This window comes from Pseudoduganella namucuonensis, from assembly GCF_900116645.1.
In the GTDB taxonomy this organism is placed as follows: Bacteria; Pseudomonadota; Gammaproteobacteria; order Burkholderiales; family Burkholderiaceae_D; genus Rugamonas; species Rugamonas namucuonensis.
On record NZ_FPBO01000004.1, the window covers coordinates 314,021 to 338,633 of the forward strand.

Below are 24,613 nucleotides of genomic sequence, written 5' to 3' on the forward strand. Positions count from 1 at the left end.
GCCGCCCTACCCCGCCGTCAGAACGTCGAGCGCAGCGACATGGTGTAGCTGCGGCCCGGACGGTTCTCGTCGAAGATCGCGTTCGAGAACTGCGTGTAGGTCTTGCTGATGGCGTTGTTCAAGTTCCACGCGCTGAGCGACAGGTCGACGTTGTACGGGAAGTTGAACGCGCGTTTCAGGTTGACGCTGGCCGACAGGTCGATCTGCGCGCGCTCGGTCGAATACGCGTACGCGCCGCCGGGCACATTCAGGCCGGTATTGGTGTTGACCACCATGGTCGACGTGAACTGGCGCGACACCCGCATGCTGTAGCCATTGCGCTCGTAGTACACGGTCAGGTTGTTGGTGCGGGGCGGCACGCCGGCGATCGGCGCCGCGTTCGGCGCGCTGTCGGTCTGCTTGGTGTAGGTGAAGTTGCCCGTGAAGCCGAAACCCTTCACCGGCAGCATGTCCAGCGGCTGCTGCCACGTGAACTCGAGGCCGCGCACCTTCAGCTTGGTGTCCGTATTGAATGGCTCCGTCACTTCCACCAGGTGCTTGTCGCGGCCGCCGCTGGCGGTCACCGACTGGTTTTGCGCGTCGGTCAGGCCCACGGTGCCATACATCTGGTCCAGCTGCGCCAGCGAGAAGGTCGACGTGCGCGAGCCGGGCCGGCTGGTGATGTCCTTGGCGAAGCCGCTGACGGCGACATAGGCTTCGCGCGTCATGTAGTACTCCAGGCCCAGGTCCAGGTTGTTGGCCTCGAACGGTTTCAGGTTCGGGTTGGTCACGTTGCCCTGGCGCGCGCCCTGGTCGCCGATCGACAGGCGGGTCTGGCGCAGCTCGGCCGGATTGGCGCGGGTCATCGACTTCGACGCGGATGCGCGGGCGATCAGCGACGGCGTGAGGTTGTAGGCCATGGTGGCCGAAGGCAGCAGGTTGTGGTACTTGATGGTCTCGTACGCCCACGACGCGATGTTCGGGTACAGGCCGCCGTTGCGCAAGGTGGCGTTGCGCGGATCGGCGGCGGCGGTCAGGTCGCCGATGGTCTGCTCGGTTTGCGCGTAGCGCACGCCCGCGTTGTAGCGCAGCATGCGGCCGAGCACCGAGGCGCGGCCGTTCGATTCCACATACACGCCGCCCACCTTCTCGCGGATATAGCCGCCGCTGCCGCTGTTGAAGCCGAGGTAGATGTTGTCGCGGAAGTACTGGTAATCCGTGTCCTGCGCGAAGCGCGGCCAGTCCGCCGTGATGAAGCCGTGGTTGGAGGGGACCGCGTACTTGGTGATGTCGGCGTTGGTGACCTTGGAACCGAGGTAGGTCAGCGGCGTGCCGCCGGCCGTGTAGCCGGTGCCGTAGCCCGGGTAGGCGGTGGCGGCGTCCGCCATCGCGCCCGGCGTGCTGCGGCCGTCGCAGCCGGGGCTGCGCAGCTGGGTGTTGGGCGCGAACAGGCGCGCGCTGACGTTGTTGCCGCAAGCGACGTTCATCCACGCGTCGGCCACGCCGAAGCTGCGGTAGCGGCGCTCGATGTCGTCCAGCGAGCCGCCGAACTTGATGTTGAAGTCGGCGTCGCCCCAGGCCAGGTTCAGGCGCGCGCCCTTGGTGCTGTTGGTGCGCTCGTACAGGTCCATGCGCAGGCCGGACAGGCCCTGGCCGGCCTGGTACCAGCCGAAGTTGCCCGGGTCGTTGGGGTTGAGGTTGCCGGCGTAGACCGGGGTCTGGCCGGGCACCGTGTTGTCGTAGGTGATGACGGACGGCGCCGAGCGGGTGGCGAACAGCACCGTCGGCATGTCGCGGTAGAAGGAGCTGGACGTGTAGTTCACGTGGCCGTCGATGGTCCACTTGTCGTTCGGGCGCCATTCGAAGCCGGGGTTGATGCTGCGGAAGTGCGTGTTCTCCTTCATGGGGCGGTATTCCAGCGACCAGAAGGTGTTCGCCAGCGTGGCCTTGGTGACGGTGCAGCCCTTGCTGCAATCGCTGCGGTCGAACTCCATGCCGATCGGGATGGGCGTGTTGGCGCGGGTGCCGACGTTCATGCCCTGCTGCGTCATGTTGGTGCCCTTCTGGGCGAACAAGGTGTCGAGGTAGATGTCCCACTGGTCGTTCGGCTGCCACTGGAAGCTCAGCACTTCGCCCTTGCGCTCGCGGGTGCCGCTGTAGACGATGTGGCGGCCCAGGCGGCCCATCAGGCCGTTGTCGATCTGCTCGATGGTGGCGCCGGGATTCAGCGCCAGCAGCATGGCGCGGTCGATCTGTTTGCCCGGCACCAGCACGGCGCGCGCGTAGTCGGGCAGCAGGCTCAGCGGCAGGCCGGACGGCACCGTGTCCGGCGTCGATTGCGAACCGCCGCCGGTGGCGTTGGCCTTGTCGGTGGCGTTGGTCTGGAAGGACTTGAGCTGGAAGTTGCGCATGTCGACGGTCTGGAAGGCGTCGGTGTAGAACTTGGTGTTGCCCCAGGCGAAGCCGCCCAGCACGCCCACCTTGCCCCACGGGGTCTGCCAGGTGTTGCTGATCAAGCCGGAACCGGTGTTGCCGAACTTGCCGTCGCGGTCGCGGTAGTTGCCGGAGAGCGTGAAGGCCGAGCGGAAGCCGCTCTTGTCGAAGGGACGCACGCTGCGCATGTTGACCGTGCCGGCCACGCCGCCCTCGATCAGGCTGGCCTGCTGGCTCTTGTACACGCTGGCGCTGCGGAACAGTTCGGACGGCAGGAAGTCCATGTCGACTTCGCGGTTGGCGCTGATGTTGCCGCCCCAGCTGCCGGCCGACGCCGACGCCATCGGCGCGCCGTTCAGCAGCACACGCGTGAAGGCGGCGCCCATGCCGCGGATGGAGATGTTCAAGCCTTCGCCGTCGATCGATCCGCGGGTCACCTGCACGCCCGGCACGCGGGCCAGCGCGTCGGCGATGTTGGGGTCGGGGAACTTGCCCATGTCCTCGGAGAACACGGTGTCGGTCAGGCCGACGTTGTCGCGCTTCTCGTTGGCGGACAAGGCCAGCGAGCTGCGGAAGCCGCTCACGGTGACGACCGCCGGCTCCTTGCCGGTGGCCGTGGTCTGGTCCTGGGCCTGTGCCTGCTGCGCGAAGGCGCTGGAAATCAGACCGGCGATGGTGGTCAGGACGAAGGCCTGGCGCCCCCTGCCCATACGACGCCCGACGGCTACCCTGGATGCGTTGTTCATTGCGTTTGTCTCCTCGTGGTTTGCGGCCCTGTGGGCCATCTGTTTTAGTGCCAAGACCGAACTACAACAATGGTGGGTGCGTGCCGGCGAAGCTGGTTTTCAGCGGCTTTCCGGCGCGTCCCGCGCCTGCGTAACTGTTATATCACTTAAAATGTTTTACGCTACCATTTCACTATATCGGCTTTCAAGATTGTCAGTCAACCAAAAAAGAGCGGTGTGGTTTGGTAATGACACGATGTTGCGAACATCGGACGGTTGCGCTAACAATCCTGCTGGGAGGAGGTCGGAAGGGTGGAGCCGAGCGCGCCGGCGGCGCTCGGAAAATAGATCGAAGTGGCCAAGCAGGACCACTTCCTCATCGATGCTTCCCCGGCCGTTGGAAGGCCAAGGGTGGCCGGGATCGGCCGGGTTTTACCGCCTACCTGATCGCCACCGCCACGTCTTCAGGTGATCGCCATCCGCCCCCCAGCGCCTTGAACGCGGCGACCGCCGCGCGTGCCGATTCGGTTTGCGCCTGCGCCCGCATATCGGAGGCGCGCAGCAGGTTCTCATCGGCCTGCAGCACTTCGACCAGGCTGACCACCCCTTTCCGGTATGCCGCCAACGAAGCCTCCTTGGCCCGGCCGAGCGATTCGACGCCCTGGGTCAGCACGCCGGCCTGCTCCTCGCGTTTCACCAAGGCCGAGAAGGCGTTTTCGACCTCTTCCGTGGCCCGCAGCGCGGCCAGACGATAGGCGGCCAGCGCCTCGGCTTCCTGGCCCTTGGCCAGGTCGATCTGCGCGTTGATGCGGCCGAAATCGAACAGACGCCAGCGCAGGCCGAGAACGCCGGCGGCCTGGCTGGCGCCGCCGGTGAACAGATTGCCCCCGGACAGCGATGTCGCGCCGCCGACCAATCCACTCAGGGAGAACTTCGGGTAGTACTCGGCGATCGCCATGCCGATGCGGGCGTTCGACGCGGCCAGGCGGCGTTCGGCCACGATCAGGTCAGGCCGGCGCCTGAGCACATCCGCCGGCGAGCCGGTGGCCGCGACGCGCGGGGCGGCGGGGATGGCGCGGGCGGGCGCCAGCTCCTCCCGGTGCGTACCGGGCGGCGTGCCCAGCATCACGTCCAGCGCATTCATCGCGGCGTCCAGCCCCGCTTCGAGGAGCGGTACCGACGCCCTCACCTGGGCCAGCGCGCCCTCGGCCTGCCGCAGCTGAAGCTCGGCCGCCAGGCCCTGGCCATACAGCAGATTGATCGTTGCGAGCAGTTCCTGTTGCGTTCGCACCTGCCCGCGGGCGACGTCCAGCCGGGCCTGCAGGCCGCGGATGCCGATGTAGATATCGGCCGTCTGCGCCGCCACCGCCAGCCGTACCGCCGCCGCGCCGGCCTCGGAGGCCTGGTACTCGGCAAGCGCGGCCTCCCTTCCGCGACGCAGGCCGCCGAACACGTCCAGCTCCCAGCCCGCGCCGAGGTTGGCCTCGTAGGCGTTGCCGTGGCGATCGAAATTCGGCTGCGAATTCAAGACCCGCCCCAGCGGCGTTTCAAGCGACTGGTACGCCCGCGCGCCTTGGGCGGAAACCTGGCCGGAAGGGGACAGCGCGGCGTTGGCCGAGCCGAGTCCGGCGCGCGCCTGGGCGACGCGCGCGGACGCTTGCGCCAGGTCCAGGTTCTGCGCCACCGCCAGCACGACCAGGCGGCTGAGCTGTGGATCGCCAAAGCCTTCCCACCACGCGTCGAGTTCGGCGCTGGCATGGGCTTGCCGCTGCTCGACCGCCGTTTGGCCCAGGTAGCGATCCTGCACGGGCGGGGCGGGGCGTACGTAGTCCGGCCCGACCGCGCAACCCGCGGAGAGCATGGCGATGGCAGACAAGAAAAGAGTGCGTTTGAGAGGCATGGGCATCATCCGTGAGGGTGAAAGAAAAAGTATCCAGTGACTATATCATAATTTAGTCACACATGAAGACGCGCCCGCACAACTATCCAGCCTGTTGGTGCCCGGCTTTTCTCCGCAGGCGCACCATGGAGAGCTTGTGACTCTTGACATATTTAGTCACTAGTACCAAAATAGAATCCTGTCTGATTCTCTTATGGGATTGCCATGCTCCGCCGCCTTGTTTTCTCCACCGTCATTGCCGCTTTGCCGCTTGCCTTGCTCGCCTGTGGCGAAAAGCGGCCATCCGATCCACGCACCGAGGCGCCGCTGGTGCGCGCGGCCGCGATCCAGGGCGCGGCCGCCGCGCCGCGCGCGTTCACCGGCACCGTGGCCGCCCGGGTTCAAAGCGACCTGGGCTTTCGGGTCCCCGGCAAGGTGCTGGAGCGCCTGGTCGATGCCGGACAAACCGTCAAGCGCGGCCAGGCGCTGATGCGCATCGACCCCACCGATCTGAAGCTGGCGGCGCACGCCCAGCGGGAAACGGTGGCGGCCGCCCGGGCGCGGGCTCGGCAAACGGCGGAGGACGAAGCCCGCTACGGCGCCCTGAGGGGCACCGGCGCGATATCGGCCTCGGCCTACGACCAGGCCAGGGCCGCGGCGGACGCCGCCAAAGCCCAGCTCAGCGCCGCCGAGGCCCAGGCCGAAGTCGCCAGCAACACCAGCCGCTACGCGGAACTGGTGGCGGACGCGGATGGCGTCGTCATGGAAACGCTGGCCGAACCCGGCCAGGTGGTCGGCGCGGGACAGGTGGTGGCGCGCGTGGCCCATGCCGGCCACCGGGAAGCCCTCGTTCAATTGCCGGAAACCCTGCGCCCCGCGGTCGGCTCGGGCGGGATGGCCACGCTGTTCGGCAAGGAAGGCCTTGCCGTTCCGACCAGGCTCAGGCAGCTGTCGAACACGGCCGACCGGCTCACGCGCACCTTCGAGGCGCGCTATGTGCTGGATGGCGAACTGGCCAACGCGCCGCTGGGCGCCACCGTCACGATTCGGATTCCGGACGCGCAAGCCGCCACGCCTGGCGCCCTGTCGGTGCCGATCGGCGCGCTGTTCGACGCGGGCAAGGGACCGGGAGTCTGGCTCATCCAGGGCGAGCCGGCCAAGGTCAGCTGGCGGCCGGTGACGGTACAGCAGCTGGGCGACGACTTCGCCCGCATCGCGGGCCAGCTCAAGCAAGGCGACCGGATCGTCGCGCTGGGCACGCACCTGCTGCGCGAAGGCGCGCCGGTGCGGGTGGCCGGCGACGCCGCCGCCACGGCGGGAGCGGCGCCATGAGCGCGGGCCGTTTCAACCTGTCGGCGCTCGCCGTGCGCGAGCGCTCCGTCACCTTGTTCCTGATCTGCCTGATCTCGCTGGCGGGCCTGATTTCCTTCTTCAAACTGGGACGGGCGGAAGATCCGGCCTTCACGGTCAAGGTCATGACGGTCGTGACCGCCTGGCCCGGCGCCACGGCCCGGGAAATGCAGGACCAGGTCGCCGAGAAGCTTGAAAAGCGGCTGCAGGAACTGCGCTGGTACGACCGCAGCGAGACCTACACGCGGCCCGGGCTGGCCTTCACGACCTTGACCCTGCTGGACAGCACGCCGCCTTCGGAAGTGCAGGAGCAGTTCTACCAGGCCCGCAAAAAGGTCGGCGACGAGGCGGGCAACCTGCCCTCCGGCGTGATCGGCCCGATGGTCAACGACGAATACGCGGACGTGACCTTCGCCCTGTTCGCGCTCAAGGCGAAAGGCGAACCGCAGCGCCTGCTGGTACGCGACGCGGAAACGCTGCGCCAGCGGCTGCTGCGCGTGCCGGGCGTGAAAAAGGTCAACATCGTCGGCGAGCGGCCCGAGCGCATCTTTGTCGAGTTCTCGCACGAGCGCCTGGCCACGCTGGGCGTCAGCCCGCAGGAAGTGTTCGCCGCGCTCAATAGCCAGAACACGCTGACGCCGGCCGGCTCCGTGGAAACCAGGGGGCCGCAGGTGTTCATCCGCCTGGACGGCGCTTTCGATGAATTGCAGAAGATCGGCGACACGCCTGTCGTGGCGCAGGGACGCACCTTGAAACTGTCGGACATCGCCACCGTCAAGCGCGGCTATGAAGACCCGGCCACGTTCATCATCCGCAACGGCGGCGAGCCCGCCCTGCTGCTCGGCGTCGTCATGCGCGACGGTTGGAACGGGCTCGACCTGGGCAAGGCGCTGGACCAGGAGGTTGGCGCGATCAACGCGGACCTGCCGCTGGGCATGGGTCTGAGCAAGGTCACGGACCAGGCCGTCAACATCGGTTCGGCGGTCGACGAATTCATGGTCAAGTTCTTCGCCGCGCTGCTGGTGGTCATGCTGGTGTGTTTCGTCAGCATGGGCTGGCGCGTGGGGATCGTGGTGGCCGCGGCGGTGCCGCTGACGCTGGCCGCGGTGTTCATGGTGATGGCCGCCACCGGCAAGAACTTCGACCGCATCACCCTGGGCTCCCTGATCCTGGGGCTGGGCCTGCTGGTGGACGACGCCATCATCGCCATCGAAATGATGGTGGTGAAAATGGAGGAAGGCTACAGCCGCGTCGCAGCGTCCGCCTATGCCTGGAGCCATACCGCCGCGCCCATGCTGTCGGGCACGCTGGTCACGGCGGTCGGCTTCATGCCCAATGGCTTCGCCCGCTCCACCGCCGGCGAATACACCAGCAATATGTTCTGGATCGTCGGCATCGCGCTGATCGCGTCCTGGGTGGTCGCCGTGGTGTTTACGCCCTACCTTGGCGTCAAGCTGCTGCCCGACCTGAAACAGGTCGCCGGCGGCCACGACGCGCTCTACGACACGCCCCGCTATCACCGCTTCCGCCGGGTGCTGGCGCGCGTCATCACCCGCAAGTGGCTGGTCGCCGGCGCGGTCGTCGGCCTGTTCGTGGCGGCCGTGCTGGGCATGGCCGTGGTCAAGAAGCAGTTCTTCCCGATCTCCGACCGCCCCGAGGTGCTGGTCGAGGTGCAACTGCCTTACGGCACCTCCATCGTCCAGACCAGCGCCGCCACGGCCAAGGTGGAGGCATGGCTGGCCAAACAGGCGGAATCGAAGATCGTCACCGCCTACGTCGGCCAGGGCGCGCCGCGCTTCTACCTGGCCATGGGCCCGGAATTGCCGGACCCGTCGTTCGCCAAGATCGTGGTGCGCACCGATAGCCAGGAAGAGCGCGAGGCGCTGAAAACGCGCTTGCGCAAGGCCATCGCCGACGGCCTCGCCCCCGAGGCGCGCGTGCGTGTCACGCAGCTGGTGTTTGGTCCCTACTCGCCGTTTCCCGTCGCCTACCGGATCAGCGGGCCGGACCCGGACAAGCTGCGCGCCATCGCCGCCGATGTCCAGCGCGTGATGGATGCCAGCCCGATGATGCGCACCGTGAACAACGACTGGGGCACGCGCTCGCCAGCGCTGCACTTCACCCTGCAGCAGGATCGCTTGCAGGCCGTGGGGCTGACCTCCAGCGCCGTGGCGCAGCAACTGCAATTCCTGCTGAGCGGCGTGCCGCTCACCGCCGTGCGCGAAGACATACGCACGGTGCAGGTCGTGGCCCGTTCGGCCGGCGGCCTCCGGCTCGACCCGGACCGCATCGCGGACTTCACGCTGGCCGGCGCCGGCGGCCAGCGCATCCCGCTGTCGCAGGTGGGCACGGTCGAGGTGCGCATGGAGGAGCCCGTCATCCGCCGGCGCGACCGCATGCCGACCATCACCGTGCGCGGCGACATCGCCGACGGCCTGCAGCCGCCGGACGTGTCCGGCGCCATGAGCCGGCAACTCCAGCCCATCATGGACAAGCTGCCGGCCGGCTACCGTATCGACCAGGCCGGCGCCATCGAGGAATCGGCCAAGGCGACCACGGCGATGCTGCCGCTGTTCCCCATCATGCTGGCGGTCACCCTGCTGATACTCATCTTCCAGGTGCGCTCGATCTCGGCGATGGTCATGGTCTTCCTGACCAGCCCGCTGGGCCTGATCGGCGTGGTGCCCACGCTGATCGTGTTCCAGCAGCCATTCGGCATCAACGCGCTGGTGGGGCTGATCGCGCTCTCGGGCATCCTGATGCGCAACACACTGATTTTGATCGGGCAAATCCACCATAACGAACAGGCCGGACTGGACCCGTTCCATGCGGTTGTCGAGGCCACCGTGCAGCGCGCCCGGCCGGTGGTGCTGACCGCGCTGGCGGCGATCCTGGCCTTCATCCCGCTGACCCATTCCGTGTTCTGGGGCACCCTCGCCTACACGCTGATCGGCGGCACCTTCGCCGGCACCGTGTTGACGCTGGTGTTCCTGCCCGCCATGTACGCCATCTGGTTCAAGATCCGCCCGGCCAACGCGGCTGAAAAGAGCCATCCGGCGGAACGGACGCCATCGCCGGCGCCGGCGCCGGCCGGGCGGCGGGCCGAGAACCAGGCCGATGCGGTGCTCGCCGGGAACGATGCGCAGTGAAGCCTGACGGCGGGGCGCCCATGCCAGGCCCCTGCCCTATTCGCTGAACAACCGCGCCATCACCTGCCGCAGCCAGCGGTTGGAGGCGTCCGCGTGATAGCGCTCGTGCCAGTGCTGTTTGACCGAGAACGCCGGCAACGCGACCGGCACCGGCAGCACCCGTATCGCCTCGCTGACGGCGGTGACCACCCCGTAGCGATGCGGCACGATGGCGATCAGCTCCGTCTCAGCGACGATGCGCGCCACGCCCAAAAAGCTCGGCAGCCGCAGTTGTATATTCCGCTCCACGCCCTCCCGGGCCAGCACCTTGTCCACGATCGCGTGGCCGGTGCCGGAAGTGCGCACCACCACATGGCCCTCGCGCCGAAGCGCATCCACGTCCAGCACGTCGTTCACACGCGGGTGCCGCCGCGACACCAGGCAGGCGAAGCGCTGGTCGAACAGCTTTTGCTGATAAAACCCGGCTTCCAGGTGCGGCATGAAGCCCACCGCCAGGTCCACCGTGCCGTCCGCCAGTTCCACCGGGCTGTCCGCCGAAATCTTGGAGATATCGATGCGGATGCCCGGCCCCACGGTTTTGAGGTGGTTCAGCAACTGCGGCAGCAGCACGATTTCACTGATGTCGGTCATACAGATGCGAAACTCGCGGCGGCTGGCCGCCGGATCGAACACCGGCTGGTCCGCCAGCGCGTGCTGCAAGGCCTGGATCGACAGGCGGACGTCGCCGATGGCGCCTTGCGCGCGCGGCGTCGGCTCCATGCCCTTGGCGGTGCGGCTGAACAGGCGGTCGTTGAAGTGCTCGCGCAGTTTCGCCAGCCCGATGCTGACCGTCGATTGCGGCAGCTCAAGATTCGCCGCCGCGCGCGTGACGTTGCGGGTCTTGTAGATCTCGTCGAAGATCAGCAGTAGTTCAAGGTCGAAACGGGCCATGGCGCACCATTATTTAAAAACATGATTGTAGCAATCTCATTCCATCCATTTCGGAAATAAAGCAAATCGCGCAGACTGGCTCCACCTGAAATTCACATGGAGACGAAATGAAACCCCTGGAGAGCAAGCGCCCGTCGGTGCTGATCGCCGGCGGCGGCATAGGCGGGATGGCCGCCGCGCTGTCATTGTCGCGCCTGGGCATGCCGGTCACGGTGCTCGAACAGGCCTCCGCGCTGGGCGAGATCGGCGCCGGGCTGCAGCTGGGGCCGAACGCTTTCGCCGCGCTGGACGCGCTGGGCGTCGGCGCCGCCATTCGCGACCGCGCCGTGTTCACCGACCGCCTGGTGATGATGGACGCGGTCGACTGCGCGGAAGTCGGCACGTTTGAAGTGGGACAGGCGTTCCGCGAGCGCTTTGGCAATCCCTATGCCGTGATCCACCGCGCCGACATTCACACCGCCATCCTGGAACAAGTCCGCCACACGCCGCATATCGAACTGGTGACCTCTTGCCGGATCGCCGCCATCCGCCAGGACGGCCATGGCGTCCATGTGACGGACGCGAACGGCCGCGCGTTCAGCGCCGATTACCTGATCGGATGCGATGGCGTGAAATCCGTGGCGCGCGAGCAGATCGTCGGCGACGGCGTGCGCGTGTCCGGCCATGTGGTCTATCGCGCCGTGGTGCCGACCGAGGTGATGCCGGAGGAGCTGCGCTGGAACGCCCCTGTCGTGTGGGCCGGTCCCAATTGCCACCTGGTGCACTACCCGCTGCGCAGCGGCGACCAGTACAACCTGGTCGTCACCTTCCACAGCCGCGACCCGGAGGTATGGGACGTGCGCGATGGCAGCAAGGAGGAGGTGCTTTCCTACTTCACCGGTATCGCCGAGCTGCCGCGCAAGCTGCTGGAAACGCCGTCGAGCTGGCGCCGCTGGAGCACGGCGGACCGCGATCCGGTGGCCAACTGGACCCGGGGGCGCATGACGCTGCTGGGCGACGCGGCCCACCCCATGCTGCAATACATGGCCCAGGGCGCCTGCATGGCGCTGGAGGATGCCGTGACGCTGGGCGCGGCCATCCGCCACCGCCAGTACGACATGGACGCGGCCTTCGCGCTGTATCAAAAGTCCCGTATTCCCCGCACCGCCCGGGTGGTGCTGTCGGCCCGCGAAATGGGACGCCTGTACCACGCCGCCGGCGTCGAGCGCCTGGTGCGCAACGACCTTTGGAAGGGACGCAAGGCCGAGGGTTTCTACGACGCGCTGCAATGGCTGTACGGCTGGACCGCCGACAACTGCCTCGCCACATGACCAGGGAGACCGATATGAACACCAAGCTGCTTGAGGCCCGCCGCGACCTGTACAAAAGCATGCAAGAGCAGTGTCTGGCCCCGCTGTGGGAGTCGCTGCACAACCTGGTGCCAAAACAGCCGGCGCCACCTTATGCCGCCGCTCTGTGGCGCTACCAGGACATCCTGCCCCACCTGCTGCGCGCGGGCGAACTGATCACGGCCGAGGAGGCCGTGCGCCGCGTGCTGGTGCTGGAAAATCCCGCCATGCCGGGCCGTTCATCGATCACCCAGTCGCTGTACGCCGGTCTGCAACTGATCCTGCCCGGCGAAGTGGCGCCTGCGCACCGGCACACGCAATCGGCGCTGCGTTTCATCGTCAGCGGCAAAGGCGCCTACACGGCGGTCAATGGCGAGCGCACCACCATGCACCCGGGCGACTTCGTCCTGACCCCGTCGTGGAACTGGCACGACCATGGCAATCCCGGCGTCGACGGCGTGGCCGAACCGGTGGTGTGGCTCGATGGGCTAGACATTCCCATGGTGCGTTTCTTCGACGCCGGCTTTGCCGAGAACGGCGACCAGGCCAGCCAAAGCGTGGTCCGCCCGGAAGGCCACAGCTTCGCCGCCTACGGCAACAACATGGCGCCGGTCCGCACGGTGCACAAGGAGCGCAAGGAGCTCGGCTCGCCCGTGTTCAGCTATCCGTATGCCCGCAGCCGCGAAGCGCTGCATACGCTGGCGCGCAACGAAGACATCGACGCATGGCATGGCGTGAAGCTGCGCTTCATCAACCCGCAAACCGGCGGCGCGCCGATGCCGACCATCGGCGCCTGCATGCAGCTGCTGCCCAAGGGCTTTTCCGGCCTGCGCCACCGCGGCACCGACGGCACGGTGTACAGCGTGGTCGAAGGCCATGGCAGCGCCACCATCGGCGGCCAGCGTTTCGCGTTTGCGCCACGCGACACCTTTGTCGTCCCGTCCTGGGCCACCGTGTCGTTCGACGCGCCGGAAGACGTGGTGCTGTTCTCGTTCTCCGACCGTCCCGTGCTGGAAGCCATGGGGCTGCTGCGCGAGGAATTCCTGCCCGATTAACACCACAAACCCACTTGGAGAGACCCACCATGAACTTCATCTTCCCGCCGCAGCCGATAGTCGGCTTGCCCGTCAACGGCGCGCATGCCGCCTTCCCGGTGCGCCGCGTCTATTGCGTCGGCCGCAACTACGCGGCCCATGCGCGCGAAATGGGATTCGATCCCGAGCGCGAGCCACCCTTCTTCTTCTGCAAGCCGAACGACGCGCAATCCATCGTTCCCGTTGCGGCTGGGGCCACGGTGGAACTGCCCTACCCTTCCCGCACTGAAAACTACCACCACGAGATCGAGCTGGTGGTGGCGATCGGCAAAGGCGGGGCCGACATCGCGGTGGAGGACGCCGCGCAACACATCTTCGGCTATGCCGTCGGCCTGGACATGACGCGCCGCGATCTGCAAATGCGCATGCGCGAACAGGGCCGCCCGTGGGAAATCGGCAAGGCGTTCGACTTCTCCGCGCCCATCGGTCCGATCACGCGGCTGGCCGACAGCGGCGAGATCAACAGCGGGGCGATCGTGCTGACCGTGGACGGCAATCCGGTGCAAGGCAGCGACCTGAGCCACCTGATCTGGAGCGTCAGCGAGACCATCGCGCAGTTGTCCACGCTGTTCGCGCTGCAGCCGGGGGACCTGATCATGACCGGCACGCCCGAGGGCGTGGGCGCCGTGGTCCGGGGCGACACGATGGTCGCGCACATCGATGGCCTGACGCCGATCACCGTCAACGTCGTGTAAGCGCCCGGCGCGATGAAACCGCACACCTGTTACCGCGGCTCCGCGTCCCACCGTGTGCGCATCGCGCTCAAGCTCTAGCCCGCCACCGTATCGACCCGGCCGGCGCCATCGAGTCAGGATGTGTTCACCGCGCGGCTTCGGCCCGGGCCGGCGCGACGCGCCAGATTTCGCCGGTCACGTCGTCGACCACCAGCAGCGAACCGTCGTCCTGCACCGCCACCGAGGACGGCCGGCCCCACACCTCGCGGTCGCTGACCACGAAGCCGGTCGCGAAGTCCTGGTAGGAACCGGTCGGCACGCCGTTCTTCATGAACACGCGCACCACCTTGGAGCCGGTGCGGGTGGCGCGGTTCCAGGAACCGTGCAGCGCCAGGAACATGTCGCCGTGGTACTCCGCCGGGAAGCGGCTGCCGGCGCCGGGGCCGGGGCCGGCCTCGTACACCACCATGCCCAGCGGCGCGGAATGGGCCGTCACCAGCAGGTCGGGCTGGCGGACCTTGTCCCTCAGGTCCGGGCGCACGCCCTGCAGGCGCGGCTCCTCGTTGGCGCCGATGTAGTACCACGGCCAACCGAAAAAGGCGCCGCGCGGTACGCGGGTCAGGTAGTCGGGCGGCAGGTTGTCGCCCAACAAGTCGCGCTCGTTGACGCTGCAGAACAGGTCGCCGGTGCCGGGGTGGCGATACATGCCCACGCAGTTGCGTAAGCCGGTGGCATGGGTGCGGCGGTTGCCGCCGTCCGGATCGAAGCTGAGGACCACGCCGCGGTCGGTCTCGTCGCCCCAGGCGCCGCCCAGCCCGTGCTTCGCCTCCCAGTCCGCCAGCGGTTCCGCCGGGCGCGGGCCAATCTGCTCGCCGATATTGGACGCCGAGCCGATCGACACGTGCATGGTCTTGCCGTCGGCCGAGAACACGAGCGTGCGGGTGGTGTGCGAACCCGGCGCGGCGACCAGCGACGGCACCACGACTTCCGGCTCGGCGCCGGCCACCAGGTCGCCGTTCTTGTACGGGAAGCGCACGATGGAATTGACGTAGGCGACGTACAGGTATCGCGGGTTTGGCCCGACCGGCCAGAACGCGAAGCCGAACGGACGATTCAGGCCGGAGGCGAACACGCTGACCGTGTCCGCCCGCTCGCCCGTCGAGGAACGGAACACCTTGATCAGCCGCTTCGACATCGACGACATGAAAAGGTCGCCGTTGGGGGCCTTGACCAGCAGCCGCCCCTTGTCCGGATCGGTCGCCCACAGGTTCACCTTGAAACCGGCCGGCACGGCGGGCACGGCGTCCCTCGGGCGCGGCACCGTCCGCGGACTGTTGCCCGCGCTGGGCGTGGCGAACGGCGCCGCAAGCCGGTCCGCGCGCACCTCGTGGACGCGCCCTGGCCGGTCCGCGCTCCAGTGCTCGCCGCCGGCCGCCGCCGGCGCGGGGGGCGGGATGGCGGCTGCGGGCGCCGCCGCCTGACCCTCGAACGTCTTCAGGTGGGCGATCAGCGCCGCGCGCTCGGCCGGATCCGGCACGCTCACGGGCATCGTGGTGCCGGGCGTATGGGCGGCCGGATCGAGCAGAAACCGATCGAGCTCGCTTTCACTCCAGTTGCGTCCACCGCCCCCGGCGGAGGCCAGCGCCGCCGAATAGCCGTAGCCCGGGGCGCCGGCGATGCGCCGGCCCAGCAGCTTGAACAAACCCGGCCCGGCGAGCGGCTGAAGGTCCGGCGTCACGCTGTGGCACATCGCGCAGTTGGCGGCGAACAGCCGGGCGCCATCGGGCGGCGCCGCGTCGGCGGCGAGCGGGAGTGTGACTATGGCGAACGAGAGCAGCAGACGTGAGCGGTGGTTTTTCATGGCGGGCGCGCTTTGATGATCAGGGGATTATCCCTGAAACGGCGCCGCCGCCGGATCACAAAGCTGATTGTTTGCGATGCGGCCGGCGCCGGGCCAGCACACCGGCGCGCAGGCCGGCGAGCAGCACCAATTCCTGGGGCGTCGCGCGCGCAAAGTCCCAACAATCAACATGTTGAGCAATGCGGGCGGCCGCGTATCGCGCGCGTCAGGGGCCGAGCCGCACGGCGCCGGTCTTCACGTCGATCGACCACTCCGTGGGCCGGGGGAGCCAGAGCCGGCCGTCGCCGATCTCCATGGGCATCCACAGGTAGCGGCTGTCCCACTGGGCGGTGGGCCGCCACTGGTCGCCCATGAAGATGACGGTCGTCCGCTCGGTGCCGGCGACCTTCAACAGCAGCGTGGATTGGGCGCCGTAGGTCTTGGTCTCGGGCGGGGCGATGTCCTTGAATCCGCTCCACGGTCCTTTGAGGTCTTTCGCGGTGGCGTACTGGTTCGGGTTCGGCGCCCAGCCGGTGAGCGCCGAGCCGAGCAGGTAATACAGGCCGTCGTGGCGCACCAGCGCGCCGCCCTCGATGGGGGCCCCGATGAAGGCGGTGCGCTCGGCGACGTCGAGATAGTCGTCCGACAGTTTGGCGATGAAGAAGCCCTTGGTCGGCCGGCTTTCGAAGATCAGGTAGGCGCTGCCGTCGTCGTCGACGAACTGGCCGATGTCGCGGCTTTCCTGCCCGAGCGGACGGAAGGAGCGGAGATAGGTGTAGGGCCCGGCGACGTTGTCGGCCACGGCCACGCCCACCCTGGCCAGCTGGTAGGCCATGCGGGGGTTGGTCTCGTTCGGATCGAGCGGCCCGTCGATGTGCATGTACATGACGAACTTGCCGGTCTTGGCGTTGTGGAAGACCTTGGGCCGCTCGAGCACCCAGTTGGCGCCGATGCCCCCGGGCGGCCCCATGTCGACCGGAAGGCCGCGGAAGGTCCAGTTCACCAGGTCGGTGGACGAATAGCAGGAAACATAGCGCCTGCCGGGCACGGCGTCCTTGGGGCGGTATTCGCCGAACCAGTACCACGTGTCGCCCAGCTTGAGGATGCCGCCACCGTGCGCGTTGATATGCTCGCCGCGGTCGTCGCGCCAGAGCTCGCCGGGCCGGATGGCCGGCGCCGCGACGCGGGCCTGGGCCTGGGCCTGGGCCTGGGCCTGGGCCTGGGCCTGGGCCTGGGCCTGGGCCTGGGCCTGGGCTTGGGCTTGGGCCTGGGCCGACAGCAGCGCCACGCACAGCAGCGCGGCCTTCGCGCACGTCGAGATCCTTGATTTCATGAGCGTCTCCTTTTAATAGTGCCGCCAGCGCGCGGCCGTCGATTCAACGCCGGGTGGCCGGACGCCTCCCCCTTGCGCGTGGGAATCCCATACCGGCCCAGGCGATACTACGGAAATTTCCCGCAGCGCGCCATCCATCTGCGCCAGGGCGGCGCCTGCGCGGCGGATTAACACCTCGCCGGTGCCCGTTGGCGCAAGCCCGCGCGCCGTGCGCTCGAAAAGCCGGCCGCCCAGTGCCCGCCCCAGGTCGCCGAGCAGCCTGGAGGCCATCCACTTCCTTGCAGCGGTCGGGCAGGTTGGCGATCAGGCCGATGACCCATTTCAGCTCGAAGCGGGCCAGCGCCACGCGTTCCGGCGTGGGCAGACATATATCCCATTGTAGGGTGGGCGCTGCGCGGCCAACTCGGCTAAGCGGTTCGCACGCGATAAAGACGTGGCTGCGCCACGCACACGAGACAAACGACAACACTGTCCACGTAGTGTATCTGCAACAAGTCCGCTTATTTTCGTCATTGTGATGATTGGTGATTATTCCTTCGGACTTTATCTATAGTCTGTCTAAACTAGTTCACACCAATCGACAGGCATGTGCTGCGAAACGTCGCGGGCAACATGCCCACGACGTCCTGTTCGGGATCGATCCACCCATGCTTGCAATTCTGGACTGGATGATGCCAGGGATCGATGGAATTGATCTTTGCCGCGCAATTCGCACGAACCGCAAAGACAGCTACACCTATCTCATCATGCTGACTTCGCGCTCCGAAACCGAATTCGCTGTCGAGGCAATGAATGCGGGCGCCGACGACTTCATCGGCAAACCCTTCCACCCGGGAGAACTCGAGGCGCGTGTCCGTGCCGGAAAGCGCATTTGCGAGCTGGAGCAACTGTTGCGGCAGAAAGCCATCTACGATGCGCTCACCGGCATCTACAATCGCGGCGCGATTATCGACATCCTCGATAAAGCCGTAGCGCGCCAGCAGCGCGACCACGGGGGGCTGACCCTGGCTTTCGCGGATCTCGATCATTTCAAGCAAGTCAACGACGTTCACGGCCATACGGCAGGTGATATCGTTCTGCGCGAGGTGGCGCGGCGCATGGGCCAGGTGCTCAGACCCTACGATTCCCTGGGCCGGTACGGCGGCGAAGAACTGATGGTTGTCCTGCCTGGCTGCGAGGCGAATAGCGCGCTTGAAATCGCCGAACGGATCAGGAAAAACGTGTGCGCCGAACCGATCGCGACCGACTTTGGAGCGATTCACGCATCGGTCAGTATCGGCCTCGCCGTGCTAAGCGAGGGCATGAGATCGACATATGGCGACCTGATCCAACTGGCGGACCGCGCTTTATATGTCGCCAAGAATGAAGGCCGCAATCGCGTTTTCTTGGCAGCGTGAGCGGCTAGCCCGCCGATCACGCTTTCAATACGTCGATGGAGCGCGATCGTTTCTACTGGCGATCATCGGTAGCGACCTCGCTGGCGTCCTCGCGCTCCATGCGCTGTCCGATTGCCAGCGGCTGTCCACCCAGACCTTGTTTCTGGGCCACGATATTGCGCAGCTGGCGATTGCTTGCAGCCAGATCCTTGTTCGCTGTCTGCACGATGAGATTAAGCCGGCGGTTCTCGTCTACCATTTCCTTGTGCGCGAACGCTTCTTCCAAATGTTTGCGCAACTGATCATCCTCCCACGGTTTGGTTAAAAACCGGTAAACCGCGCCCGCATTGACCGCATCGGTGATCGACTGTAACTCGGTGTATCCCGACAATACAATGCGCATCGTGTCAGGATATTTTTGCTTGGCGGTACGCAGAAACTCCACACCTGTCATACCTGGCATGCGCTGGTCCGCCAGGATAACATCGACCCGGTTTTCGGCCAACAGTTCCAGGCCTTCGCGGCCGCTCCTTGCCATGAGAATCCTGATACCCGTGGAGCGCAACGCGCGTCTCAGTGCCAATCCAACATTCCGTTCGTCGTCCACGATCAGCAGAGTGCGCTGCGGCGCACGCAGGCGCAAGAGATTCGCAGGCAGTGTTTTTTTCTCTTGCAGCATGGTTTCGATCGTTTCGGCCGCAACCGGCCGGGAGAACCAATATCCCTGGATCTGATCACACATGTTCTGGCTGAGCGTGTCGCATTGGGCTTCGGTTTCGACGCCCTCGGCAATCACATCGATGCCCAGGTTGTGCGCCATTGCGATGATCGCGTTCGCGATCGCCCCTTTGTCGGCACCCTCGGTGATATCGGCCACGAAGGACCGGTCGATCTTGAGCACGTCGATTGGAAAACGCTGGAGATACGATAGGCTCGAGTAACCGGTGCCAAAGTCATCAATGGACAGCTTTACACCAAGCGCCTTGAACGCGTTCAGCGTGTTGACTGCCTCCTCCACATCGGTCATGACGATCGATTCGGTGATCTCGATATCCAAAAGCTGGGGTGCCAGTCCGGTTTCCGCAAGGACCGAGGCAACCGACTCCACCAGGTTTTCCTGGGCAAACTGCCGAGCCGACAAGTTCACGGCGATGCGTAAATTTCCCAAGCCGGAACGCTGCCACGCCTTGTTCTGCGCGCATGCGGTTCGCATCACCCACGCACCAATCGGAACGATCAATCCTGTTTCCTCCGCGAGTCCTATGAATTGATCGGGCGGAACCATGCCAAGCTCCGGATGCTGCCATCGAATCAGCGCCTCCATGCCGACGATCTCGCCTGTCGTCAAATCCACCTGCGGCTGGTAGTGAAGTATGAATTCGTCGCGTTCAAGCGCATTGCGCAGATGCTTTTCCAGCCGTAGGCGCTCCAAGGAAAACTCGTTCATCGCCGCCGCGTAAAACTGATAGGAATTGCGGCCTAGCTCCTTGGCCCGGTACATCGCTCTATCCGCGTGGTCAACCAGAGTCTCCGGGTCCGCGGCGTCGTTCGGATAAACGGCGATGCCCATGCTGCACGACAAGAAAAACTCCTGCTCCTCGATGACGACTGGCTCGGCGATAGTGGACATGACACGATGCAAGATACTGGGTGCGAGCCCTTCCTCGAAACACTCCGACAGGATCAAGACGAACTCGTCACCTCCGAACCGCGCAGCCGTATCGGTCCCGCGCAACACCAGTTTCAGCCGCGTCGCGATCGTATTGAGGAGGCAATCGCCCGCCTTGTGGCCAAGCGTGTCGTTAACCAGTTTGAAGCGATCAAGATCGATAAAGATCACCCACACCCGATACCCATAGCGGTCCGCGTGGACAATCGCCTGGCGCAGCCGGTCCTGCAAGAGGGAACGGTTGGGCAGACCGGTCAGTTTGTCATGGTGGACCAGATATTGCAGTTCGTTTTCCGCTTGCCTGGTTTGCGTAACGTCCTCGTGTGCGATGACCAGACGCGTGGCGCCCCCGGCTGGAAACCGCGTTACCCTCACGGTAAACCAGCGTTGCGCGGTGGGCGAATTGCGTCGATACCCCATGTTGAACTCGTCGCGCACGCCGCACGCCACCTCTCTCAGGCCGGCCGCTAATACGCCCGCGTCGTGCGTCCCCATGTCGGCCGCCTGTTCATGTATGGCAAGGTAGTTTTTCCTTTCCCATGCGGCACCCAGCAGGACACCGTTCTCAAGCGCGAATTCCTGCCAGGCCTTGTTCACCGTCAGAATAGTCCCATCCTCATCAGTCACGCAGATGTGCTGTGACAGCGCGTCGATCGTCGATTTCATGAAGCGTTCCGACTGTCGCAATGCGTGTTCCATTTGCTTGCGCGCTGTTATGTTTTCGATGACCGCGATCAGGTGCTTGGGAGATTGCCGGCCATCACGTACCAATGAGATGGCCACGGATGTCCAGATAAAATCGCCATCCTGACAGCGATATCGCCTGTCGCAACGATGTGAAAAGGCCTCAGGTCCGGCGAGCAGGCGGGCGATGGTCGGCCCGAAATCAGCACCTTCGTCCGGATGGGCTATCTGGTGAATCGTCAAACTTGAGATCTCATCGTCGCCGTAGCCGAGCATGTCGCGAAATTGCGCATTGAATAGCAAAAACTGCCCGTCCAGCGCCATGTGCACGATACCGACCGGCGCCAGGTCAAACGTCGCGTGAAAGCGCTGCGTGCTTTCGTTGAGCATGTCTTCCGAATGCTGCCGGAGGCGCAGAAACGCTTCGAGCCTCGCCAACAAGTCATCCTTTTGAAGGGGAAGCCGCAGGACATCGTCGAATCCCGCGCGCAGCCATGCCGTGGCGCGCGCCTTTCCAGGCAGCGCCAACAGCATCGGCACATATAATGGCCTTTGCCGCTGCCGCAGGGCTGACAGCTGAACATCGTGGCGGCGCGCTGATGATTCGTCGACGATGATCAATGATGCCGCGGGCTCACCTTCCTCAAGGCCGGCCGGAGTCAATACGACAACGGAATAGCCGGTCTGGCGCAAAAGTTCGGCGAGCAGTTGCTCATCCGGCCGATTTGCGATCAGCAGACCAATCACTGCAACTTTGGGCAAACGATTCATGGCGGCCTACATATCTTTGGTGGACGCAGGAATTCCAGTGAGAATGCCGCGCAAGTGCTCCAACTTCTCGCTGACATGGATTCCGGATTCATCGACCCGAATTTGTCTCAGCTCGGGCTCGAAATTGCCTACCCGTTTCTTGAGGCAGCCGACAATCTTGATGACTTTTCCCGCGTATTCCGCATAGCGCAGCAGCACGATATTATCGGCCAGGTGGCTGCCCCCCAGATCGGTCGCCTTCAAGCTGGTGCTGGTGATGTGTTCGACTTCATTGATTAAAATGGTGGTGACGCCCAGGCGGGAGAGATAGCTGACAAGATTATGAATGTGGGCCTGCGGCTTGCCGAACTCCTCCATCGCGAACTGATACCCGCGCAGGCTGTCGATCATCACCATGGTGCACCCGTCGACTTCCACTGCGTGGCGGACCATCGCCAGAAACTCATCTGGATATAGTTCCAGCGGATTAATGCGGATGATCTTCAGCATTCCCGAATCCACGATCATATCGACGGGTTTGCCCAATCCTCGACTGCGGGCAATAATAAAACTGGGAGGCTCTTCGAAGGTGAACAAGATTGCGCGGCCGGTGGCGGCGTGATGCGCCAGAAATTGGGTACCCAAGGTGCTTTTTCCCGTCCCGGTGGGGCCGGTGAGCAGCGTGGTCGTTCCGGACTCCAATCCTCCGCCAAGCAGCGAGTCCATCGCCTCGATGCCCGACGAGAATATACTTTCGCCAGGGGGGCGCAAGCCGGCGCCTTCAATGCGATGCGGGAACACACTAAAACCACCTTGAGAGATGCGAAACGGATGCCGTCCCGACATGAAGTCCGAACCGCGCATCTTATCGACTTGAATGCTGCGCAATCCGATCGCCAAGGCCGGAGAAATCTCAAAACGCAGACGGATGACGCCATCGGCCGCAAGTGCCACGGCAGTATCCCGATCCATCTCAGTAGGCTCAAAGACGAGGAAGGAAGTGATGTTCGCCTTGTCCAGAAAATTGACCAGGCCGAGAATATTTTTACGAAACTGATACTCATCAGTCGCAAGATAGCGGAGTTGCGTGACCGAGTCGATCACAAGCCGATGAGGCGACTTCGCGCGGACCGCCTGGTAGATCGCGTTCCAGACCGGCACACTCTCGACTTCGCTGGGGGGAAACATATGGTAATCGCCCGAATTTTCCCCGAGCGCCTCACCGCTGGGTGAAAGGTCGACGATATCGACCTCGTTCATATTCCAACCAAACGCGGCCACATTTTTGACGATCGAATCGCCGGGTTCACACAAGGTGATGTACATGCATTTTTCTCCGCGACGCAATCCATCGCGCAACCACTGCAAAGAAAAAATTGTTTTCCCCGCTCCAGGCGTTCCGGCAAGCAAATATGCATGGCCTGCAACTAATCCGCCGCCCAAGATGTCATCGCAGCCCGGGACTCCCGTTGAAACCCGCGCGGTCGGAATATTGGTATGCATGCTATTTCCTTCACTTCATTTGGACATATGGCTGGGTACCCTCCGAATGGCGTGTGGATTCTCGGGGCGCGCGACGTTTGCAATAAAAAAAATGCCGTCCCAACGAGAATAAAAACAAATTGCCCAATGTTTAACATATGCCACACACTGTTACAAGTTTGATCATTCAATATTTACAATCGTTGTTAATCGGCTGCATCGTTAAGCTGTCGCGGGAATGAGGCGACAATTTTGGCCGATATTTTTGCTCAGGACTTGCAGCGGGGAGTTTGGGCTGGCTGAGCACCTACAAGGTACACTGTTTCTAATAAAAAAGTAATTGCTTCACGTGCATATTATTTTTTTATCGAGGAAAGGAATTCCTACGTTGTTACCATGCAACATCAAGCAGTCGAAATATGAAGATTTCATATTTTGCAAGCACTGACGCGCCATTTCAGATCGCCGTTTTCCCTACCGGAATGATGATCAGGATTCATGGTGTTACAAGAATCAGCATGAACGATATTCGCTTTCTTGATGGGCCTACCAGTGCGGCAGGGCGGCAATGTATCCCTGCCATGATTTCATGATGCAAGTATTGAACTTCGGGCTCGGCCCGCTCTACATGCTATGTGGGCCGGGCCGTAGGCCCCGCTACGGCGCCAAAGAACTTGCTCTGGCATTAAAAAATAAACCCTCGTGTGATCATGATTCCAGTCCAACAAGGATGGCGGTGAGACGTAAGCAACTCCACTGTCCCCAAAGGCTTTGCAGGCCGTCCCTTGAATATCAAGCGTTTCGGGAAACACCGCTCGCAACACCGCTTGCACCGACTGGTTGCAGAGCTAACTCCGAACCACTGTAGCGACCCACTGAATTCCTGCTCACGTCATAATTGAGGAAATTATCAGTGAGTACGAAACGCTGGACGGCCAAGCGCAAGAGCGCCCTGGTGCTGGAAATCATCCAAGGTAAGACGACGGTCGCGGAAGCGAGCCGTGCCTACGACTTGGCGCCGTCCGAGGTCGAGGCCTGGGTTGACGACGGCAAGCGCGGGATGGAGAACGCGCTGCGCGCCAATCCGCTCGATGTGCGCGAGCAGTACGAGCGCCAGATCAAGGAACTGCAGGAAGCCTACGGCGAAGCAATGCTGGAGCCGGGGGTACGAAAAAAGCTGCATCACTTACTGGGCATGAACAAGAACACTGTCCAACGCATTTTCCAACTCAAGGGCTGGCAGGTGCGCAAACGCGCCATCGGCTTCCGGCCGCGCATCCAGGCACTGCCCTCGGTGGCGCAGGCGCCCAATGAACGCTGGTCCACGGACATGTGCAAGATCTGGGCCGGCAAGGATGGCTGGGCGACCTTGGCTTTGGTGATCGATTGCCATACCCGTGAACTGCTGGGCTGGCACCTGTCGCGTAGCGGTAAAGCCTGTACGGCATCGAGCGCCCTGGAACATGCCCTGATTGCCCGCTTTGGCACGCTGGGCCGCGTGCCGGCGCCGTTCCTGCCGCGCAGCGACAATGGATTGGTTTTCACCAGCCGCGGCTTCACGGCACTGGTGCGTGGCTATGGCCTTCGCCAGGAATTCATCACGCCACACTGTCCGCGGCAGAAGGAGTGGGCTTCATATTGCACCTTGTGTGGTTGGTTGAACGGCGATAAATGTCGGGGCGGTCGGACTGTAACGCCCACCCTGTCCCTTGACGAGGACGACGTCGCCAAGCGGTTCGAACAGGCAACGATGCTGATTGCCGTAACGATGCTGGCGCAGGAATCCATTTTGCCCCCACAGGTATATCGTTGTCGGGCAAACGGCGAGTTGAGCGGCGAGCTCGTTGGCGGTCAACATGCCGCGCTCGCGCAAACGAACGAAACGGGTCTTGAGATGGTAGGCATTGCGGATGACGATGACCTTCTTGTGCGTGAACG

Annotated in this window: 15 protein-coding genes and 1 pseudogene; 8 read left to right on the forward strand and 8 right to left on the reverse strand. The window is 64.4% G+C overall.

The genetic code is table 11. From position 1 onward, the window contains the following. Nucleotides 1-17: 17 nt before the first annotated feature. Nucleotides 18-3,158: a TonB-dependent receptor gene (locus BM436_RS06885; RefSeq protein WP_177307017.1), complete on the reverse strand. Its 3,141-nt coding sequence runs from the start codon at nt 3,156-3,158 to the stop codon at nt 18-20. Nucleotides 3,159-3,576: 418 nt separating this feature from the next. Beyond that, nucleotides 3,577-5,037 (reverse strand): efflux transporter outer membrane subunit, encoded by a 1,461-nt coding sequence (locus tag BM436_RS06890; RefSeq protein WP_371859625.1) that lies wholly within the window; start codon nt 5,035-5,037, stop codon nt 3,577-3,579. A 204-nt stretch (nt 5,038-5,241) separates the two neighbouring features. On the opposite strand from BM436_RS06890, the gene BM436_RS06895 reads away from it, so the two are divergent. Both BM436_RS06895 and BM436_RS06900 read left to right on the forward strand, forming a co-directional pair. Next, nucleotides 5,242-6,348 (forward strand): efflux RND transporter periplasmic adaptor subunit, encoded by a 1,107-nt coding sequence (locus tag BM436_RS06895; protein WP_093554751.1) that lies wholly within the window; start codon nt 5,242-5,244, stop codon nt 6,346-6,348. Next, on the forward strand, nt 6,345-9,515 hold the full coding sequence (locus tag BM436_RS06900) for an efflux RND transporter permease subunit (protein ID WP_093554752.1): 3,171 nt from the start codon (nt 6,345-6,347) through the stop codon (nt 9,513-9,515). Before BM436_RS06895 ends, BM436_RS06900 begins: the two co-directional genes overlap by 4 nt. Nucleotides 9,516-9,551: 36 nt before the next feature. Here BM436_RS06900 and BM436_RS06905 read toward each other — a convergent pair whose 3' ends face one another. Continuing rightward, entirely contained in the window at nt 9,552-10,445 is an 894-nt protein-coding gene (locus BM436_RS06905; RefSeq protein ID WP_093554753.1) for a LysR family transcriptional regulator, read from the reverse strand. Nucleotides 10,446-10,552: 107 nt separating this feature from the next. On the opposite strand from BM436_RS06905, the gene BM436_RS06910 reads away from it, so the two are divergent. Genes BM436_RS06910 through BM436_RS06920 form a run of 3 tightly spaced genes read left to right on the forward strand, consistent with a single transcriptional unit; the run spans nt 10,553 to nt 13,562 of the window. Then, the gene (locus BM436_RS06910) at nt 10,553-11,755 is read left to right on the forward strand and encodes a 3-hydroxybenzoate 6-monooxygenase (protein ID WP_093554754.1); all 1,203 of its coding nucleotides are present in this window, start codon (nt 10,553-10,555) and stop codon (nt 11,753-11,755) included. A 14-nt stretch (nt 11,756-11,769) separates the two neighbouring features. Continuing rightward, on the forward strand, nt 11,770-12,828 hold the full coding sequence (gene gtdA, locus BM436_RS06915) for a gentisate 1,2-dioxygenase (protein ID WP_093554790.1): 1,059 nt from the start codon (nt 11,770-11,772) through the stop codon (nt 12,826-12,828). A 29-nt stretch (nt 12,829-12,857) separates the two neighbouring features. Next, nucleotides 12,858-13,562: a fumarylacetoacetate hydrolase family protein gene (locus BM436_RS06920; protein WP_093554755.1), complete on the forward strand. Its 705-nt coding sequence runs from the start codon at nt 12,858-12,860 to the stop codon at nt 13,560-13,562. Nucleotides 13,563-13,686: 124 nt separating this feature from the next. Here the strand turns inward: BM436_RS06920 and BM436_RS06925 are convergent, their stop codons facing one another. From BM436_RS06925 to BM436_RS36960, 3 genes are all read right to left on the reverse strand, one after another. Next, nucleotides 13,687-15,402 (reverse strand): PQQ-dependent sugar dehydrogenase, encoded by a 1,716-nt coding sequence (locus tag BM436_RS06925; RefSeq protein ID WP_093554756.1) that lies wholly within the window; start codon nt 15,400-15,402, stop codon nt 13,687-13,689. Between the two features lie 205 nt (nt 15,403-15,607). Next, nucleotides 15,608-16,714, reverse strand: coding sequence for a family 43 glycosylhydrolase (locus BM436_RS06930; RefSeq protein ID WP_093554757.1), 1,107 nt, complete (start codon nt 16,712-16,714; stop codon nt 15,608-15,610). Between the two features lie 12 nt (nt 16,715-16,726). Then, entirely contained in the window at nt 16,727-16,984 is a 258-nt protein-coding gene (locus tag BM436_RS36960; protein WP_177307019.1) for a LysR family transcriptional regulator, read from the reverse strand. Nucleotides 16,985-17,361: 377 nt separating this feature from the next. On the opposite strand from BM436_RS36960, the gene BM436_RS06940 reads away from it, so the two are divergent. Continuing rightward, nucleotides 17,362-18,111, forward strand: coding sequence for a GGDEF domain-containing response regulator (locus BM436_RS06940; RefSeq protein ID WP_093554759.1), 750 nt, complete (start codon nt 17,362-17,364; stop codon nt 18,109-18,111). 52 nt (nt 18,112-18,163) lie between these two features. Here the strand turns inward: BM436_RS06940 and BM436_RS06945 are convergent, their stop codons facing one another. Together BM436_RS06945 and BM436_RS06950 are read right to left on the reverse strand one after the other, a co-directional pair. Then, nucleotides 18,164-21,214 carry an EAL domain-containing protein gene (locus BM436_RS06945; RefSeq protein WP_093554760.1) on the reverse strand — a complete coding sequence of 1,017 codons (3,051 nt, stop codon included), beginning with the start codon at nt 21,212-21,214 and terminating at the stop codon, nt 18,164-18,166. Nucleotides 21,215-21,220: 6 nt separating this feature from the next. Further along, on the reverse strand, nt 21,221-22,696 hold the full coding sequence (locus BM436_RS06950) for an ATPase domain-containing protein (protein ID WP_093554761.1): 1,476 nt from the start codon (nt 22,694-22,696) through the stop codon (nt 21,221-21,223). 877 nt (nt 22,697-23,573) lie between these two features. Here BM436_RS06950 and BM436_RS36965 point away from each other — a divergent pair. After that, nucleotides 23,574-23,870, forward strand: a pseudogene (locus BM436_RS36965) (transposase); the annotation flags it as partial. 135 nt (nt 23,871-24,005) lie between these two features. Beyond that, a partial coding sequence (locus BM436_RS37770) for a DDE-type integrase/transposase/recombinase (RefSeq protein ID WP_229489487.1) occupies nt 24,006-24,613 on the forward strand: 608 nt, incomplete at its 3' end.

Coding starts and splice junctions, on each gene's coding strand:
- BM436_RS06900 (WP_093554752.1), top strand. CDS start 6,345: ATGAGCGCGGGCCGTTTCAACCTGTCGGCGCTCGCCGTGCGCGAGCGC.
- BM436_RS36960 (WP_177307019.1), bottom strand. CDS start 16,984: ATGGCCTCCAGGCTGCTCGGCGACCTGGGGCGGGCACTGGGCGGCCGG.
- BM436_RS06925 (WP_093554756.1), bottom strand. CDS start 15,402: ATGAAAAACCACCGCTCACGTCTGCTGCTCTCGTTCGCCATAGTCACA.
- BM436_RS06895 (WP_093554751.1), top strand. CDS start 5,242: ATGCTCCGCCGCCTTGTTTTCTCCACCGTCATTGCCGCTTTGCCGCTT.
- BM436_RS06920 (WP_093554755.1), top strand. CDS start 12,858: ATGAACTTCATCTTCCCGCCGCAGCCGATAGTCGGCTTGCCCGTCAAC.
- BM436_RS06910 (WP_093554754.1), top strand. CDS start 10,553: ATGAAACCCCTGGAGAGCAAGCGCCCGTCGGTGCTGATCGCCGGCGGC.
- BM436_RS06950 (WP_093554761.1), bottom strand. CDS start 22,696: ATGCATACCAATATTCCGACCGCGCGGGTTTCAACGGGAGTCCCGGGC.
- BM436_RS06945 (WP_093554760.1), bottom strand. CDS start 21,214: ATGAATCGTTTGCCCAAAGTTGCAGTGATTGGTCTGCTGATCGCAAAT.
- BM436_RS06905 (WP_093554753.1), bottom strand. CDS start 10,445: ATGGCCCGTTTCGACCTTGAACTACTGCTGATCTTCGACGAGATCTAC.
- gtdA (WP_093554790.1), top strand. CDS start 11,770: ATGAACACCAAGCTGCTTGAGGCCCGCCGCGACCTGTACAAAAGCATG.
- BM436_RS06885 (WP_177307017.1), bottom strand. CDS start 3,158: ATGAACAACGCATCCAGGGTAGCCGTCGGGCGTCGTATGGGCAGGGGG.
- BM436_RS06940 (WP_093554759.1), top strand. CDS start 17,362: ATGCTTGCAATTCTGGACTGGATGATGCCAGGGATCGATGGAATTGAT.
- BM436_RS06930 (WP_093554757.1), bottom strand. CDS start 16,714: ATGAAATCAAGGATCTCGACGTGCGCGAAGGCCGCGCTGCTGTGCGTG.
- BM436_RS06890 (WP_371859625.1), bottom strand. CDS start 5,037: ATGCCTCTCAAACGCACTCTTTTCTTGTCTGCCATCGCCATGCTCTCC.